Genomic DNA, 15,685 nt, shown 5'->3' with positions numbered 1-15,685 from the left:
ATGACAGAGATTTATATCCTGTGTGGTCTCCGCAAGACGTGTCGTGCCTCAAGGCACATCATGCGAGCGGTCTAAAGCCTACAGAGATATCTATACTCATGCGAAGGCCTAAGCGCGAGATTCTTGAGAAGATGATGAATTTGCGTCTGATAGAGGCGCAATCGCTATGGAATATCAGATAGCGATGGCTACGGTTTTGGCAAAGGCGAAGGCGAAAGCCTTGGTATTCGCTCTGGTGCTGGCTGGGGCGATGGCGCTGGAAATGGCCATGGCCTTGGATATGGCAATGGCAAAGGCTATGGTGCTGGCTCTGACGATGGCAGTGGCGATGGCTAACTTTAAAATTAAAGGAGAGAATGAACATGACAGACAATATGCAACTATGGGATTTGGTCAGTAAGACTGATCCAAACCATACCAAAGAAGTTTCGTTTGGTCGCAAGTTCACGGCTATCGACGCACACTATCAAGTGCAAGAAGCAACTAGAGCGTTCGGCCCTATTGGCAAAGGTTGGGGCTATACATCCGGCGCTCCAATCTTTGGCCCAGATAATTTGCTGCTAATTCCTGTGACCTTGTGGCATGGTGATCGATCCAACGAGTTTGGCCCTCAATATGGCTCTGCAATCTTGGCCAAAGGCGGCAGAGTAGATGTAGACGCACCCAAGAAAGCGACAACCGACGCGATTACCAAGCTGCTCTCACACCTTGGCTTTAATGCTGATGTGTTCCTCGGCAAATTTGATGACAACAAATATGTCTCAGAGCGCAAGCGTGAGGTCGATGTAGACCAAGAATGGGGAGCTAGGCCTAAAGGTCAAAAGCCAACGAAAACCGACCTTGACCGTATTGTAAAGGATCTGACCCGCATGATTGAAGGTTGCGGTGATCGCAGTGAATTAGACCATTGCGTTGCCACAGAAGAATACAAAAAAGGCAAGGCGCTATTAGAAAAGTATCGTCCTAGCGCGCTATATGGGCCTAGCCCGCAAAGTATGCCAGAGTTTGTTCCTATCAAGGAATTGGCAGCTAGAAAGGTGGCCATGTTTAAAATGGACGCAGAAACCAACAACCCTACAGCATTGGATGCAGGATAATGGCTGGCTCACTTAACAAAGTAATGCTGATTGGCAATCTTGGCGCTGATCCAGAAATTCGCTCTTTTTCCAACGGTGGCCGGGTTGCTAACCTGCGCATTGCGACTAGCGAGACGTGGAAGGACAAAAACACCGGCGAGCGTCAAGAGCGAACCGAATGGCACACAGTTGCTATCTTTTCTGACGGTCTGGTCAACTTGGTTGAGCGCTACCTTAAGAAAGGCTCAAAGGTATTTGTCGAGGGCAAGCTGCAAACCCGCAAGTGGCAAGACCAAAGCGGGAATGACCGCTATTCGACTGAAATTGTCTTGCAAGGTCTTGGAGGAACGCTGACAATGCTTGATGCTCAAGGCGGCAATCAAGGCGGCGGCGGTCAGGGTGGCAGTCAAGGGGGATGGAACCAAGGCGGCGGTTATGGCGGCGGCTATGGTGATCTGGATGATAACGTTCCGTTTTAAGTTTTGCGAGGGGTTCCATATTCCTACTCGCGCTGGTTGGCAGTAATCCAGTCTCCGAAAAACTGTCACTTATTTTAAGGGGTTATTAAAATGCCAAATTACCACCAAGGTGCCCACAATGTTCATCAAACGGCCTTTTGTCGACCGCAAACTACGACGATTTCAGAATACAATGAAATGCGAGCTTTAGTCATAGACCGGCGAGTAGGCGCGCTTAGGGCAAAAATTAAAAAGCTAAACCGTGCCTGAGCATGTCGAAATTGTCAGTCACCCTAGCCAATCGGCAAGGCCCGACTTGTGGAGAGATGCAAGGCCATGTCCGTTTTGCGGATGCAATCATTTGTGGTTTTGCGAACATTCAGTGGAATGTGACCTGTGCCAAGCACAAGGGCCGTTTGCAGGCCAATTTACAACAGCTAAGGAAGGCCCAGAGCGTGATTTAATGTTTCGCAATGCCGTTCTACTATGGAATGGCCTTGAACCCGAAGAGTAGCAAGCCCCGCCGTGACAAAGCTAAAGTCTGCGGGTAGATATAAACGCGACGCAGGGCACCTCTCCAGCCCGATAGGCCTCAGGCGGGTAGGCCGCGTAAAACCCGCCACCATCACAAAATCATTTTAGTAGGGCTAAAAAACGCTTGCAAAGCGGTTTAGTCTAGCTAAAGTGGTGGGCGAAACGGAGAGAACAATGTTCAAATATGAAGACACAAAATCAGAGCAACGCATTGTCGATGCGTGGCGCGCTACGATTGACCTTAAGCTTATGAAGCCCGCCGATCTTAAAGCTAACTATGAGGCGCTTTATGAAATGCGCGAAGCAATCGACGATGCAATCAAGGTGATTGAGCAATGAGCATGAACTACGAAGACTTTTTATCAAAAAAGGCTCAGGAGGGCGCAAGTCATGGATTTGAACCTGTGTTTATGCCCGAACAGGCTTTCGACTTCCAAGAGAGTTTAATCAATTGGGCTGTGTCTAAAGGGCGTGGCGCGCTATTTGCTGATTGCGGTCTAGGCAAGACCTTAATGGAGTTGGCTTGGGCCGAAAACGTATTTCGGAAAACAGGTGGCAATGTCTTGATTGTCACTTGTTTAGCGGTTGCCGCGCAGATGGTCGAAGAAGCGGAAAAGTTTAATTTTTCTGTCAAGCGTTCATCTGACGGAAGTGTCGGCAAAGGGATAACCATTACAAACTACGAGCGTCTGCATCTTTTTAACCCTCAGGACTTTGCTGGCGTTGTATGTGATGAAAGCTCAATACTGAAAAATTTCAAAGGCTCTCGCAAGCAAGACATAACTGACTTTTTGCGTAAGCGCCCTTATCGCCTTTTGGCAACGGCAACAGCCGCGCCCAATGATTTCATTGAGCTGGGAACATCAAGCGAAGCGCTTGGGTATCTTGGCTACATGGATATGCTGAATAAGTTTTTCAAAAACGACCTTAACAACAGCGCGTCGGGGCGCATGAGGGGTGAGGTTATTAAGTGGCGGCTTAAGGGTCATGCAGAGTTGCCATTTTGGCGATGGGTGACAACGTGGGCTAGGGCATGTCGCAAACCTTCAGACTTAGGCTTTAGTGACGGTAAATTTGCACTACCCGGACTAACTGAGCGACAGCATGTAGTCAGCGCTCGAACGTCTCCTGATGGTATGCTCTTTTCACTGCCAGCGCACGGACTATCCGAGCAACGCGAAGAACGCAGGAGAACTTTGAACGAGAGATGCGAGCGTGCTGCTGAGTTGGCCAACAATACTAGTGAGCCGGTTATACTCTGGTGCCACCTTAACGACGAGGGTAAAGAGCTTAGGAGGCTAATACCAGACGCCGTTGAGGTTGCTGGATCTGATAGCGATGAGGCAAAAGAGGAACGACTTATCGGATTTGCAAAGGGTAAATACCGCGTATTAATTACAAAGCCTAAGATAGGCGCGTGGGGTTTAAACTACCAACACTGCAACCGCGTGGTATATTTCCCGTCGCACTCGTTCGAGCAATATTATCAATCTTTGCGTCGATGCTGGAGATTTGGACAAAAGCGCGTCGTGGAAGTTGATGTCGTATCAAGCGAGGGCGAGGCGGACATATTGTCAAATTTGCAGCGCAAGGCTGCACAATGCGAAGAAATGTTTTCCAATCTTGTTTCTGAGATGAACAACGCAACAGGCGTTTTTAAATCAGTAGGAGACAAGCAGGTAATCGCCCCAAATTGGCTTTAGGAGGTATAACATGGCCATTCACAATCAAGTGATTGAAGATAATTACGCGCTGTATAACGGTGATTGCATCGAGGTTATGCAATCACTTCCAGACCATAGCGTACATCTTTCTATATATTCGCCGCCATTTGCGGGTCTGTACAATTATAGCAGCGATGATCGCGACCTATCGAACTGCTCTAGTTACGAAGAATTTATGGAGCATTATGCTTTTGTCGTACGCGAGAAGTCGCGGATTACCATTCCCGGACGGATGACGTGCGTTCACTGCATGGATGTCCCGCGCTCTAATTCTGGGACCGATAGTTACATTGACTTTCCCGGCGATATTATTCGACTGCATGAGCGTGAGGGTTGGAAATACGCGGGGCGTCATATGATATGGAAAGAGCCTTTAGAGGTGAGGCTCCGGACAATGCAAAAGAATTTAGCACACGCCTCTCTCGTGGCGGACAGCATTGATTGTGGAATTGCGTCTGCGGATTATCTGCTATTGTTTCGGCGCAATGGTGCCAACCCAATCCCTGTAAGTCATCCCGTAGGGATGCTTGAATATTCAGGTGAGAAGGCCATGCCTAGCGATATAGTGGGCTTGCGTGGTTATGATGGTAAGCAGACCGAAAACCGCTACAGCCATTGGATTTGGCGTCAATATGCGGATTGCATGTGGGATGACATAAGGGTCGGTCGTGTTTTGCCATACGTAGACAGTAGAGAAGAGGACGACGAAAAGCATGTTCATCCGCTACAGCTAGACGTTATCGACCGTTGCGTCGCACTTAGGAGTAATGTGGGTGAGACGGTTTTTACGCCTTTTATGGGCGTAGGCTCAGAAGTTTACAGTCCCGTCTTGATGGGGAGAAAGGGTATCGGGGCTGAACTTAAAGAAAGCTACTTCAGGCAAGCTGTTAAAAATGTGAAGGCCGCATCAGATGGTTACAGATTTGACCGTCAAAATGGGGAATTGTCTTTATGATTAATCGAAACCCAAAGCCACAAAGCGAGGTGCTTCGCTTCATCAAACACGGCCCGATCCAACCGATGATTGAGCCGACTTTACTGGAACGCCTGAGGGATCGGCTTCGCACTTGGAGCAACCAGCGATGACGGATGAACTCAAAAGCCATCTACGCTCGATGGCGCGAGACGAGCCAGAAAGACTTGAAGCCGCCGCGAAGGAATGGGCCAACCTTTTGAAGGAATTGAAAGGAACCGACGATGAAGGATAAAATCACCTACTGCCCAGAAACAGGCAAACGCCAGCGCTCTTTCACCATCGCTCTAACACAAGATCAGGAGACGATTGACGCAGAAATTGCCAAAGTGTTTAAAGAAATGAAAGGAGCCGACGATGACGGATAAAGAATTTAAGGTCGAGTCATGGCCGGAGCGAAAAGATAAAGGCGGTCAGTATGTAGGCAGCGGCCCTTGTGGTGTCAAAGTTACCCACAGGCGGACAGGCATACACGCCGCATGTGATCTCCACAGAAGTCAGCACAAGAACAGGATGGCCGCAATGGAGGCTGTCACTTGGATGTTAAACACGTAGTAAGGAGCCGGCGATGACTGACGAGTTAAAAGCAGCCAACAAGTTTGATTATGTGAAAATGATTGTTAACGAAGCCCGTGTAAATGCCGATACAGGCGATCAGGAAAGCATCGAAGCAGCCAGAACTCGTATGCACCAAATCGCCGAGGCAAACCCCCAATATGCAAAAGGCACCGACGATGAATGATCCGAAAAAGAGCGCGGTCCTTGCGATGAAGGAGGCACTGATGAAGGTGGCGAATATCGCGTCTGAACATCCGGAGGTAATCACGGAAGCGGCTCCTCTCCAATACGGGGGCGTTCGGTCGAGCGAGAACACCGAATTGTGGATGCTAATCGACAGAAAGTCTGTGCAAGCCCGCATCGAAGAGCTTGAGGCGTTCGCCCAGCTTGTGATCGAAGAACTTGATGTAGCCGCACTCGACGACTGCGAGAGCGGCGTCGCGTCGGTAAACGCAAAACTCGCAGGCCAATACCTTAACGACTACCGGCACACCCGCGAAGCGACCTACAAGCTCAGGGGCAAAGCCGCTAAGATATTAGAAGGAACCGACGACCATGACGGGTGAAGAATTTCAAACCTTGATAAAGGACATGGACGATTACCAGACCGGCCACGTTCCTGCCATGCTCCTAATGGAGCGAGCGACAAAAGGGCTAAAGTCACAGCAAGCCCGCATCGAAGAGCTTGAGGCACATATTCGAGTGCTGCTGGATAGCAACCCAAACGCCCGACTTTGGCCCGAATGGCGGTCTGTTCTTGACGTGTGGCGGGATGAAGCAAAATACATACTGAAAATCAAAGGAACCGACGATGAAGGATATTAAATACATCGTAGACGGCTTAGTGTTTCTTCTCGCTTGGCTTGTCCCCTCGGTTGTAATTGTTGCCTTTGCCGCTATGTTTCCCAAAGTGTTTTTTGCCGCGCTTGTTATTTTTGGCCTTGGGTCATTCGCATGGTTTATTGGCTGGATGCGTGCGAACAACATTTCATTGAATGGAACCAACGATGAAACCGAGTAACAAAAACCTTTTACGGTTTTACCTGACTGCGCTAATCGCAATCCTGCTTGGCGTTCTTACTTTCATTGTTACAGTTATCCCCCCGCTGTGGAGGCTCCTCTAGAGCGCAATTCTTTGAGACAAAAGGAACCGACGCTAAATAGCACGCTCCAATATATCCGCCAGCCGCCGCAGCTTTTCAGCGTGAGCATGATCGGTGCAAGCGCCCGACTTGATAGAATAGGACAGCGCATCTAATTCCTCGGCAATCGCCAGCTTCCAACGGTCCACGGCAAAATCCCCCATCTGTCAAACCTTCCCGGTGTTTAACCGCTCCGCACCCCAACGGATGCGCGACACTTCCCCATGATCTTTATGATAGGTTATGACCTTCATGTCACGCAATGCCCGATAGCCCTGGTGTTTGTGCCATGCATCGCCAGCCGCAAGCGTTCGGTGTGTCTCCACCTCGCATCCGGTTAGGTCTTTCTGCCCGATGCGCTGGTTATGGTGGAAGTGCCCGCAATGCCAAACGCGATTGGTGCTTTTGGCCCACATTTCCGGCACATCATTTGCCATGATTAGGGGGAGGTCATTTAGCTTTGCGCCATCGCCATGCGTGCTACCAATTAGCGTAGTGCCCCATCTAAAAAAGTAAAAGCTGGACGGGCTTTCATCGACCTCGACGCGCGGGTGCCCGTGGAAGCGGGCCGCCAGGGCAATGTTCAGCATTAGCGCTTGGTGCGGGTCATGGTTGCCGGGATTGTTCCTAACAATAACCTTTTCGTGTTTTTCAAGCATGCGTTCGATGCAGCGAACCATTGCGCGGAACCCTACAGATGCAACCTTTTGGAAGCGCCCGTCCACGTCTAGCTGGTTTTGCCCTCTAGGCGTTCGCGCCGTGGAATCGTCTGCATGGAAAAAGTCGCCCANATTNAGCAATAAACCAGTTTGTGCAGGCGGGGCGCGTTCGACNAACTGNTCAACCGCTTGGAATGTAATCTGCTCGGCCTTGGCCAAGTCAAACGATTCCCCTGTTTCAGGCTCCCATGACAGCAAACCAAAATGAGGGTCGCCCATCGGGATGACGTTTATCAGATCCGCATCAAACGCCTCTGGGGCAGGCTTAACAGGCGCAAGGGGTATATCCTCGCACAAGCCTTCAATCGCCGCCTTAAACGCCTCTAGCGATTCTTCCCGGTCAGGACTTTGCCGCTCCCAAGTGCGCTGAACCTCGCCAGACGGACCGCGCTGCACAGTCACCTTGCCCATCATGTAGCCAGGCGCAACGCCTTGCTCAAAGTGACCGGGCGCAAATCCAGCAAGCGCCGCGCGCCGCCTCACGATGTTTAGTATTTTAGATGAATAAGAGCGAGCCCTACCAAGCGCCGCGTCAGCGCCTTGACATGTCCCCACCTTCATTATGGATTCCAATGCGGCACGCTCTTTTTGCGTGTTGCAATACTCAAGCAATTCGGGTTCTACGTCCAAGAAACTTACTCCGCAGCTTCGTAATATCCCCGAACCTTAGCCAAATTCTGGTAACAGTCAAACCACGCCGCACGAATTTGTAAGATGAAGCGGCTAATTTTAACGTCGCGCGCGTCCGTTTCGGTCTTGAGATACACCGTAGCGCCGCTCGGCCACCTATACGGGGTTAGCGGCGCTATCGGTGGAACAACGGGAAACGCATCGCAAGATAGGTATTCATCAGGCGGTCGCGACACATTGGTTTCAATCTGCTTGGCCTGACAACCCGCCAAGAAGATCGTCAAGAGGATTGCTGTTATTGCTTTCCGCATTCTCAATCACCTGTTCCAGTGTTTCCTGTTGTTCATCGAACTGTTCCGCGCGCTCTAATGCCTCTGCATCGGCCACACGGCGCGCCTCAGCCGCTTTTGCGCGTGCATCGGCCTCAGCCTGCCGCAATTCGACAAGCACGCTCTCACGGCCCGCATTGTAACGCTCGCAGCCGTAAACATAAACGGCAAGCACCAGCGCAATGCCTGCATATACCTGCCATGGCACGCCACGCAAAAATGATAGCGCGTTAGCTAATCCCATCATCATCATCGTCGCCCCTCCTGGTTAAAAGGTTAGTCTTGCGGTTAGAGCCTTCGCTTGTGCCGAAGTGATACGCCACGACACTACCAGCCCAGCCTATAGCAACGCCAAGCACGACAAGCGCAACCTCTGCGTTGCCTTCGGGGATCGGCCAATGGAACATTCCGGCGACAATGCCGAACGCCAGTAGCAGGACGAAAAAGCCCGTCAGGTGCCGGGGAAGGTCTTTCATAGCCCCCGCCGATATAATGCGGCCTCGGCCTCGCGGCGACGGGTCAAACCCTTCATCACGCGACCGCCTGCCTTATTCCAGCGCACGAACTCATTAGCCGCGCCCTCATGGTCGCCAGCCTTGTGTTTGCGCAGCAAGGTTGAGCTGCGAAAGTTTGCGCCGCCCACATTGTAAGTGAAGCTGATAAGCGCATCGAATTGCTCTTGCGATGTGTTGGCAAGCGCGCCGCCTAGCGCGCCCTTAACTTCGCGCTCGAATTGCTTTAGATGTTGCTTAAAACGCGCCTCGGCACGCTCCATAGACCACACCGTGCCGGGCTTGATCGGGCGCATATCTTCATCGCTTGTGGAGCCCCATCCGATAGTCCAAGGCGCGCCGCCCGTGCCGGGATCGGGATATGCCTCGCAATCGCCGTTTGGCAGCTTCTTGGCGTATCCCTCGAACTCGTGCATCAGTGCGATGCCTTCAATCCCCGTAACTTGCGGCGCAGGCGTGCCCTCGCGGTGGCTAGGTGCATCTGGCGTGACGTTACACTCGTTCATTGCGTTGTCCTCTTCACCTTGCGGGCGGGATTGGGATTTGAAGTCTGCACCTCGCATCAATCCTGCTATGATTTGGGTCAGTTGATTGAATATCAAGTCTGTCAATTTCCCTTATAGTGCACTCCATAAAGGAGCTTCGGCTGTCCATGACGCTTTGCATGCGGTCCACGTCTTGCCTAAGTGCGGCAACCTCAGATTCAGTCTGGGTCGTGCCTACTAAAAAACCCGAAAAGCCCCCCAAGGCGACTATCGCTATTGGGCTCACCCATGCTATTAACCCCTGAGCCTGGCCGAATGTTATCCGGTCGCTCTTCGCCTCCAATTTCAATCACTCCGGTTTTTAACAGCCAGAACAGCGCGACGACTGACGGAATTATTACTAGCAAATCTAAGAAACCAGTCATTTCCGCCCCACACGAAAAACAAAACCAACTCTGCCCAGCTTAGGACATTATAGACTTGCCATAGCCTATTTTGATCTGGCGCGACACTTAAGAAATTATGCAAAAATGCAAATTCTGCTAAAAGAAAACCTATAGTCATGGTCGCCATTGTCAGCATTATCATGCCTATGGCCTTCTGCCATGCACACCTTGGCTTAGCGAGCACAATTGACGCGGCGACCAAATCTATAACAATATAGAATGCAAAAGATTCATAAGACCACGCCGCAAGACTGGCGGCGGCAAAAACAAGCCAAACCCTAGCCATTCTTGTACTGCCTAAACTGATCGGGATTGATATGCTTAGGGCTAAAGCGACATGCCAGAGCGTGTAAGTCATTAGTACCTCGCTGGCTTAGGCTTTGGTTTAGGCGTTCTTTTGGGCCTTGGTCGCTTTTCTGGAAAAGGTCGCGGCTCTGGAATAGGCCTAGGCTGGGGGAATGGTGGTGCGGGAGGCATACCCCGCACTGGTTCAATTGAGTGTATCGGGTCAGTTTTGTTAATTTGCAAAATTGTCATGTCTATAACCTTAACCTCAAGCCTCAAATATGGCTATAGCTGAAAGTGGCCTGCCTGTCACGGTATTGGAGACAGTAACTCCAGACGTAGACGCTACAGCTTGGCCTAATTGCAAGCCGTCGCCATATAGTAAATTCTCCTCTTGTGTAGCGCCAGTCATACCTGCAAGAGATGATTGCGTTGATGTTCCAAGCCCGACAATAGCTAGTGCATTGTTACCGCTAGGCGTTGCGGTAATTGTGTCCAGTCGCTCAAAAGAGACAGTAGGCGAATTAGATGCATTTTGAGCAGATCCCGCCACAAGCCCCCATATATTCGGCGTAATGGCAGATGTTATGCTGCCGGAAAAGCTATAAGGCCCATCCCCTGGCAAATCGTTTTCGCCAATTACAAAACCCGCAAATGCCTCAAATGCTGTTGATGGGTCAGAAGTGTTAGTGCCGCTAAAAAACACTTGGGACATATTCGCCGATCCTGAAGAACCGACAATCTGCAAATCAATAGCTGTGGGATTGTCACTAGTGCCTGTCCCGACCATTGCGAAAATGTATCTATCCGGCCCTGATGCGACTAGACTGCCCCCGCTTATTGACGCGCCTGTCCCGCTAGCTTTAGTGCTGTCAACAAACGACGGCGGAACTGACGGGGCCGAACCGCCGCCTGACTGCCTGCTACCTATGCCGATCTTAAGTCCTAAACGCATATAAACTCCTAAATCGCCACAGCGCCTTTTGCATCAGATGACGCAAAAGAGTTGCCCTTATTGTCAAACGGGATAATTGGCGCGACTAGGTTGCTAAGAAGCAGTCCGTCTGGTGTAAAGTCACCGTTTGGCGCGTCAACAAACAAAGTATCACCATCGCCGCCAATGGATGTGCCGACAGCAGTCGATGCCAATCCCACGTTATTGTGGACGTGGTTGTTTTCAACTGTAGGCAATGGTGCACCTGTTGGCGGGGCGGTCAACCTAACTGAAACATTGTTGGAGGTGACACAATAAATGTCGCCTAAACCTGTCGAGGCATTAGAGTTTGTGATTGTCAGCCTTTGTGTAGCATGTGTGTTAGCTACATATATCATGTGGGAGCCGCTGCCTGTGCTTGATTGCAAATTTTCGTCAGGCACGCCTGTTCTATTGTGCCAGACGTTAGCAATCACGGCAAAATCCTTTGCGTTTCCAGGCACGTTCTCAGGGATTAGGGTGTTTTGCTGATCGGAATCCCAGCTTTCATTCTGCGCAACATAAAAATTCTCAGCGAAACTGCTATTTGCAATTTGCCAATAATCGCTGTGAATATCAAAGTGAGTCGGGAATGTGGCTGCGGCGGTTTTTACGTCATAGTCATTAAAACCCGCACCGTTAGTCGTGCCAGGCTCTGAGATGTTTGCCGCAGTTCTACTGTCATCAATTAGGGTTGCGCTCCAATCAGTCAAAGCGTTAATTGCATTAACGACGCTGGCAACTCGGTAGTTTGTATCTGCTTGATAAGCGGCTTCACTCGTCAAAACAGGGAAAGTCAAAACCGTCACGCCATCTTCTTTGCAAATAATATTTCCGCCCGTCCTACTCAATGTGGCCGTTGCGGCTGATCCAGTATATTGCACGGTCAACGCCTCGACGTTTGTGTAGTAAAATGCACTAGAGTGGTTTGTGACTTTGTTTGCGACAACAACTTGCGCGGTTTGGAATAAGTCAGCCCATGTGTCAGTTACAACGCAACCACGCACTAGCGCGGACTTATCTCCAACGTCATTGACGTCCTGAATATCGGCCTCTGTTAGAAATACGGTATTTCCAAAAGAACCAGCAAATAATGATGGGTTTATGTTGCGCGGGCGTAATCTCCAAAGATCATCGCGCCCACGGCTTTGCCTAATTTTTGCGCCCGCATCATACCAAGGCGCGCCTGCCGTTGCATCTAATGGGTCAAACTGTAAAGTCTCGACAAAATCATGCGTGACATTAGGCCCGTAAAACCACAGGCTGCTTATACGCGGACGAATGCGCGTAAAGTCAAAAGTTATTGCTGGGGGCGGCTCTGCAAATGTTACAGGAGTAGTCGCGTCAATCTTGCACCAAAATTCAGGATTGAGCAGCCCAGTGCCGCCTGCAAGGCTATACGTTCCCGCTTCTGTCACTGTGATCCTTGGCCTATTCGGAGTAGGCGTAGTAGCTGCAATTGCATCAAATGCGTCGGCCATATTGGTGTAATCGCCGCCGCCGCTAGCTGCTACAGTAACTTCTAAGTCGTGCTCTGCGTCAAACAGGCCGAAGTCGATAGGGCCCACGACACGGTTTTGCATTGTTGCGTCCTTAGGCACAGCCTCGTAGTAGAGTTGCGCTGTGCCCTCGGTGCCGCTTGGTTTTTTAAGAGTGACCCACCATCCAAACATGCTATAACTCGAGCCGTCGGGCCGGGTAAAATACTCAACGCTGGGTGAGTTAACTCTAACCGTCTCACCTTCAAACATAAAATCAATATAATCTATGCCCAAGTCATCCAAAAGAGTGCCCGCGTTGTTAGACGCGCCTCCGACACCAATTTTTAGACTGCCTGTTATAACTTGACGGGGCACGAATAGTGGCACTGCAACCGGCTTTGCCGTTGTGCGCGCGGGATCTGTCGGAGTAGATGCAAAACCACTGCCAGCCGTCCCGTTCCATGACGAGCTTGGCTCTATTGTGGCCGCTGAAATAGGCCCTACTGTAGCGCTTGTTGCGCTCGAACTCCCAAAAGGCCCTGAAGCTGAAACACTCAGGCTAATTAGCGAGCCTTCATCATCAGCGATAACTGAGTATGTGGGGTTAACTTCGCCCACAATAACATTGCCATCCTTTAGCCAATTTCGTCCGCTAATGCTCCCCCCAGAAACAACGCCATCGCTCGCCGTGAGCGTCTGCCCAACTTCCGCAAGGCCTGAAATTGAAGGTAAGGTTTCGAACGTGGGAGGGCCAAAATTAAAAAAGTCAGCAAAATCGTCAGCGCTTATTAGGTCCACCTCACCGCCGCGAATAATTGGGATCTGGTCAGTGCCAAGCAATTCGCTAACAACCGTGCCATTTGTGAGGATATTCGTCACCTGTTCCGCGCCGTAAAGAGGCAAGAAGCGCTGAGTCTTGAGAAAGCCCCCCTTGGCGTCGTAAAATCTCAGACTATACGTTCCCTCATTTACGAAAAAGTCATAATTCCCCGCCGCATCCGCAACAGCGCGATTTGCAACGCCGGAAACAGTTTCGATAGGTGTGCTGTTTTCATCTGAGTAAATTGGGACTACGGTTTGACCGTCAGAAAGTTGGACAACCTCAACCTGAAAGCCTGGCAGGGAATTGCCCTTGTCATCCGTTATCGTGTTAAAATAATGAAACATAAGGAGTCCTTAGGTGAATGGGTTGTCCAAGAAAAATGCAGTAACATCGGATGTTGCAACAGTGCCTAAGTTATCTGTAACTGTGCATCTGTAAACCGCCTCTGCACTAGCGCCTTCGGGCAAAAAAAGCGAAAATGCGGTTGACGCCGTAAGGGGCGATGTAATGGCCCCCTGAGAACCGCTTACAAAAGACCATTCATAAGAGAATGGCCCCCGTCCTCCGCTAGGCGTAGCGGACACTGGCGCAGTAACTACAAAGCCATTTGTTGACGACCTCCCGAATGTTTCCGAGGGCGTAATGGTAACGCTTAGCGGGTCAACAAACTCCGCTGCGATTCGCCAAGCATTGTCCTCGTAAGCCTGCACCTCGTTTAATTCACGCCAGCCGCCATCCACATACACCCGCGCCCTAGTGACCTCGCCCCAAGCGCCTTCATCGCGAACAATCATGGCGTATAGAAAAACACAATATCGCCATTTTGAGGCGACGTAGGGTTAGGCGAGCCTTCAGGCAAAATAAAAACGCGCCCCGATGAATTAGTAGCCTCTGCATGGTGCAAAAATGCGCCTTCGCCGTCATAGATAGGCTGCACCCCCTCAAACGTGCCGCCGTCTTTCGGCATAAGATCGTCAGTCGTCGGGATGTCGTTATCAAGCAAGCCCTTCGTGTCAGCCATCATCTGCCGCATGGCGTTGTTTACGTTAGCAGGGGGCATACCCTCGCCAATGTTGATCCCGCTAATGGTGTTGTTTTGGTTTGGATCGGTTGAGTAGTCGGAAACTGCCATTTGTCAAAATCCCGTTATTGGTTTATGTTTGGGCCATGCCGCAACGCGACAGTGAAGCCATTATCCAGCTTGAAGCGGAATTAGCGCAATCCCGCATAGAGCCTTGGGAGGCTGAGAAATACCTTGAGAAAAGGCATGCCGCCAAGGTCAAGCAATCAAGCGAGCCAAGCAAGCGAAGGGCCGAAGCCGTAGAGAGCGCGAAGGCGCTAGCTAACTCCGTCCTGCATCTAGCCGGGCTAATTGGGCTTGGGCTTGGCATTGGCTACGTGTTCATGCCCTAGCGGAATAGCCTTCTATCTTCATCTCTTGCAATCTGAGCGCCCCCCCTTCCGAACAATGCCGAGCGACCTATAGCATTGCCCACCATTCTTGCGGTGTCGGGGCGTTCGAACGCTATTTGCGCAAGTCTTTTTTGGCCTTGCTTTGTTCCAAACAATGTCAAAAGCCCTGCGGCAGTTAATCCACCCTGCGTCATGCCGAAGGTTTTATCTTCTTCGCCGTAGTTTGCAGCAAAGTCGGCACCAAGCGAACCCGCGCCAAGCAAACTGCCCACTATCGCCCGCCTTGCTGTTCCAGAGTCGTTGATTCCCGAAGGCATAACCTCTTGCGCAGTGTCCGCTAATCGCGACATAGGATTGACCCCGCCATATCGGCGGTCACTGCTTTGAATCGCGGCCTGAAACTGCGACGGGGTTGCAACACGAACGCCTGCCCCGCCAGAATCACCCTTCGCCCTGTCTGTTGCGTCCTGAAGTGTCCGTGACTTGCGATACGCGCTATTCGCGTTTGCAAGCCGACTTGTGACTTGCTGCCCACCCTGCCTATTAACAAAGTCCTCTAGGCCATCAATTCCTTGACCCAACATGTCCGCATAAAACGCCGATTGCCCGCTTGCGTTGCTCCGATCTGTCTTTAGTCGCCGCAAGCTCTCCGAAAATTGATCGCCAGTCATAAACCCTTGGCTTATTGGAAAATCAATCTCGTTTTCAATCACTTTTAGCGCCGCCTCTTGCTGTGTGGGAGGCAAGTTTGTGTTTGCTATTGCGCGCATGCTATCAGCCGTATCTTGAAGCTTGCTGTCTGCGGGAAAATTCTGGCCTTTTAGCGTGTCGTCGTAATATTTTCCTACCGCTCCATCATAAATCCCATCCGATCTATTTCCGATAAGCTCAGTTACGCCCTCACGCCCAATGTTATTAGTTGTAAAGCCTATATCTTCGCCAGCTAAATCAAACATCCTTCTATTAAGGCCCTCAAGACCCTCGCGCCGCCTGTTGTTAATCATGTCGCCCACAATCGGAATGGATGTGAGCGCATCCTCTGCCCGCGAAAACAAGCCGCCGCCGCCGTCAATCTGTCGGGCTACAGTTTGCGGGGCACCTTGATCTATAAGCACTTGCGCATT

General features: G+C 50.8%; 25 protein-coding genes. 14 read left to right on the top strand and 11 right to left on the bottom strand.

The features are described from left to right. Positions 1-166 precede the first annotated feature (166 nt). The 13 genes from HRU21_05370 to HRU21_05310 all read left to right on the top strand — a co-directional run bounded on the left by HRU21_05370 (position 167) and on the right by HRU21_05310 (position 6,344). A complete protein-coding gene (locus HRU21_05370) occupies positions 167-400 on the top strand; it encodes a hypothetical protein (GenBank protein NRA41725.1) in 234 nt (77 codons plus the stop codon). Further along, complete coding sequence (locus HRU21_05365) at positions 363-1,097, top strand: hypothetical protein (GenBank protein ID NRA41724.1); 735 nt, start codon at positions 363-365, stop codon at positions 1,095-1,097. Before HRU21_05370 ends, HRU21_05365 begins: the two co-directional genes overlap by 38 nt. Further along, on the top strand, positions 1,097-1,555 hold the full coding sequence (ssb, locus tag HRU21_05360; protein NRA41723.1) for a single-stranded DNA-binding protein: 459 nt from the start codon (positions 1,097-1,099) through the stop codon (positions 1,553-1,555). Before HRU21_05365 ends, ssb begins: the two co-directional genes overlap by 1 nt. Positions 1,556-1,806: 251 nt before the next feature. Further along, entirely contained in the window at positions 1,807-1,998 is a 192-nt protein-coding gene (locus HRU21_05355; GenBank protein ID NRA41722.1) for a hypothetical protein, read from the top strand. Between the two features lie 244 nt (positions 1,999-2,242). After that, positions 2,243-2,407: a hypothetical protein gene (locus HRU21_05350; protein ID NRA41721.1), complete on the top strand. Its 165-nt coding sequence runs from the start codon at positions 2,243-2,245 to the stop codon at positions 2,405-2,407. Further along, positions 2,404-3,771, top strand: a complete 1,368-nt coding sequence (locus HRU21_05345; protein ID NRA41720.1) for a helicase — start codon at positions 2,404-2,406, stop codon at positions 3,769-3,771. The genes HRU21_05350 and HRU21_05345 overlap by 4 nt, the downstream gene beginning before the upstream one ends. 10 nt (positions 3,772-3,781) lie before the next feature. Continuing rightward, complete coding sequence (locus tag HRU21_05340; GenBank protein NRA41719.1) at positions 3,782-4,747, top strand: site-specific DNA-methyltransferase; 966 nt, start codon at positions 3,782-3,784, stop codon at positions 4,745-4,747. 242 nt (positions 4,748-4,989) lie between these two features. Then, the gene (locus tag HRU21_05335; GenBank protein NRA41718.1) at positions 4,990-5,133 is read left to right on the top strand and encodes a hypothetical protein; all 144 of its coding nucleotides are present in this window, start codon (positions 4,990-4,992) and stop codon (positions 5,131-5,133) included. Next, positions 5,123-5,320, top strand: coding sequence for a hypothetical protein (locus tag HRU21_05330; GenBank protein NRA41717.1), 198 nt, complete (start codon positions 5,123-5,125; stop codon positions 5,318-5,320). Before HRU21_05335 ends, HRU21_05330 begins: the two co-directional genes overlap by 11 nt. Positions 5,321-5,333: 13 nt before the next feature. Then, the gene (locus tag HRU21_05325) at positions 5,334-5,507 is read left to right on the top strand and encodes a hypothetical protein (protein ID NRA41716.1); all 174 of its coding nucleotides are present in this window, start codon (positions 5,334-5,336) and stop codon (positions 5,505-5,507) included. Beyond that, positions 5,500-5,889, top strand: a complete 390-nt coding sequence (locus HRU21_05320; protein ID NRA41715.1) for a hypothetical protein — start codon at positions 5,500-5,502, stop codon at positions 5,887-5,889. Before HRU21_05325 ends, HRU21_05320 begins: the two co-directional genes overlap by 8 nt. Further along, the gene (locus tag HRU21_05315) at positions 5,879-6,148 is read left to right on the top strand and encodes a hypothetical protein (GenBank protein ID NRA41714.1); all 270 of its coding nucleotides are present in this window, start codon (positions 5,879-5,881) and stop codon (positions 6,146-6,148) included. The genes HRU21_05320 and HRU21_05315 overlap by 11 nt, the downstream gene beginning before the upstream one ends. Continuing rightward, entirely contained in the window at positions 6,135-6,344 is a 210-nt protein-coding gene (locus HRU21_05310; GenBank protein NRA41713.1) for a hypothetical protein, read from the top strand. The genes HRU21_05315 and HRU21_05310 overlap by 14 nt, the downstream gene beginning before the upstream one ends. A 135-nt stretch (positions 6,345-6,479) precedes the next feature. On the opposite strand, the gene HRU21_05305 is transcribed toward HRU21_05310, so the two are convergent. The 10 genes from HRU21_05305 to HRU21_05260 form a co-directional block, all read right to left on the bottom strand. Beyond that, a complete protein-coding gene (locus HRU21_05305; protein ID NRA41712.1) occupies positions 6,480-6,629 on the bottom strand; it encodes a hypothetical protein in 150 nt (49 codons plus the stop codon). A gap of 3 nt (positions 6,630-6,632) precedes the next feature. Beyond that, a complete protein-coding gene (locus HRU21_05300; protein ID NRA41711.1) occupies positions 6,633-7,814 on the bottom strand; it encodes a hypothetical protein in 1,182 nt (393 codons plus the stop codon). A 243-nt stretch (positions 7,815-8,057) separates the two neighbouring features. Next, positions 8,058-8,396: a hypothetical protein gene (locus tag HRU21_05295; GenBank protein NRA41710.1), complete on the bottom strand. Its 339-nt coding sequence runs from the start codon at positions 8,394-8,396 to the stop codon at positions 8,058-8,060. Further along, positions 8,374-8,619, bottom strand: a complete 246-nt coding sequence (locus tag HRU21_05290) for a hypothetical protein (GenBank protein ID NRA41709.1) — start codon at positions 8,617-8,619, stop codon at positions 8,374-8,376. Before HRU21_05290 ends, HRU21_05295 begins: the two co-directional genes overlap by 23 nt. After that, the gene (locus HRU21_05285) at positions 8,616-9,161 is read right to left on the bottom strand and encodes a lysozyme (protein ID NRA41708.1); all 546 of its coding nucleotides are present in this window, start codon (positions 9,159-9,161) and stop codon (positions 8,616-8,618) included. Before HRU21_05285 ends, HRU21_05290 begins: the two co-directional genes overlap by 4 nt. Positions 9,162-9,485: 324 nt before the next feature. After that, positions 9,486-9,944 carry a hypothetical protein gene (locus tag HRU21_05280; protein ID NRA41707.1) on the bottom strand — a complete coding sequence of 153 codons (459 nt, stop codon included), beginning with the start codon at positions 9,942-9,944 and terminating at the stop codon, positions 9,486-9,488. 195 nt (positions 9,945-10,139) lie between these two features. Next, complete coding sequence (locus HRU21_05275; protein NRA41706.1) at positions 10,140-10,586, bottom strand: hypothetical protein; 447 nt, start codon at positions 10,584-10,586, stop codon at positions 10,140-10,142. Between the two features lie 248 nt (positions 10,587-10,834). Next, positions 10,835-13,492 carry a hypothetical protein gene (locus HRU21_05270; GenBank protein NRA41705.1) on the bottom strand — a complete coding sequence of 886 codons (2,658 nt, stop codon included), beginning with the start codon at positions 13,490-13,492 and terminating at the stop codon, positions 10,835-10,837. A gap of 9 nt (positions 13,493-13,501) precedes the next feature. Beyond that, the gene (locus HRU21_05265) at positions 13,502-13,942 is read right to left on the bottom strand and encodes a hypothetical protein (protein ID NRA41704.1); all 441 of its coding nucleotides are present in this window, start codon (positions 13,940-13,942) and stop codon (positions 13,502-13,504) included. Next, positions 13,939-14,280, bottom strand: coding sequence for a hypothetical protein (locus HRU21_05260; GenBank protein ID NRA41703.1), 342 nt, complete (start codon positions 14,278-14,280; stop codon positions 13,939-13,941). Before HRU21_05260 ends, HRU21_05265 begins: the two co-directional genes overlap by 4 nt. A gap of 35 nt (positions 14,281-14,315) precedes the next feature. On the opposite strand from HRU21_05260, the gene HRU21_05255 reads away from it, so the two are divergent. Beyond that, the gene (locus HRU21_05255) at positions 14,316-14,561 is read left to right on the top strand and encodes a hypothetical protein (protein ID NRA41702.1); all 246 of its coding nucleotides are present in this window, start codon (positions 14,316-14,318) and stop codon (positions 14,559-14,561) included. Here HRU21_05255 and HRU21_05250 read toward each other — a convergent pair. Further along, on the bottom strand, positions 14,558-15,685 hold a 1,128-nt coding region (locus HRU21_05250), incomplete at its 5' end, for a hypothetical protein (GenBank protein NRA41701.1). The two genes, HRU21_05255 and HRU21_05250, sit on opposite strands and share 4 nt — an antisense overlap.

The sequence above is a fragment of the Pseudomonadales bacterium genome, assembly GCA_013215025.1.
GTDB lineage: Bacteria > Pseudomonadota > Gammaproteobacteria > Pseudomonadales > DT-91 > DT-91.
Note: the sequence above shows the minus strand (reverse complement) of the source record. Positions and strands in the feature narration are given on the sequence as shown.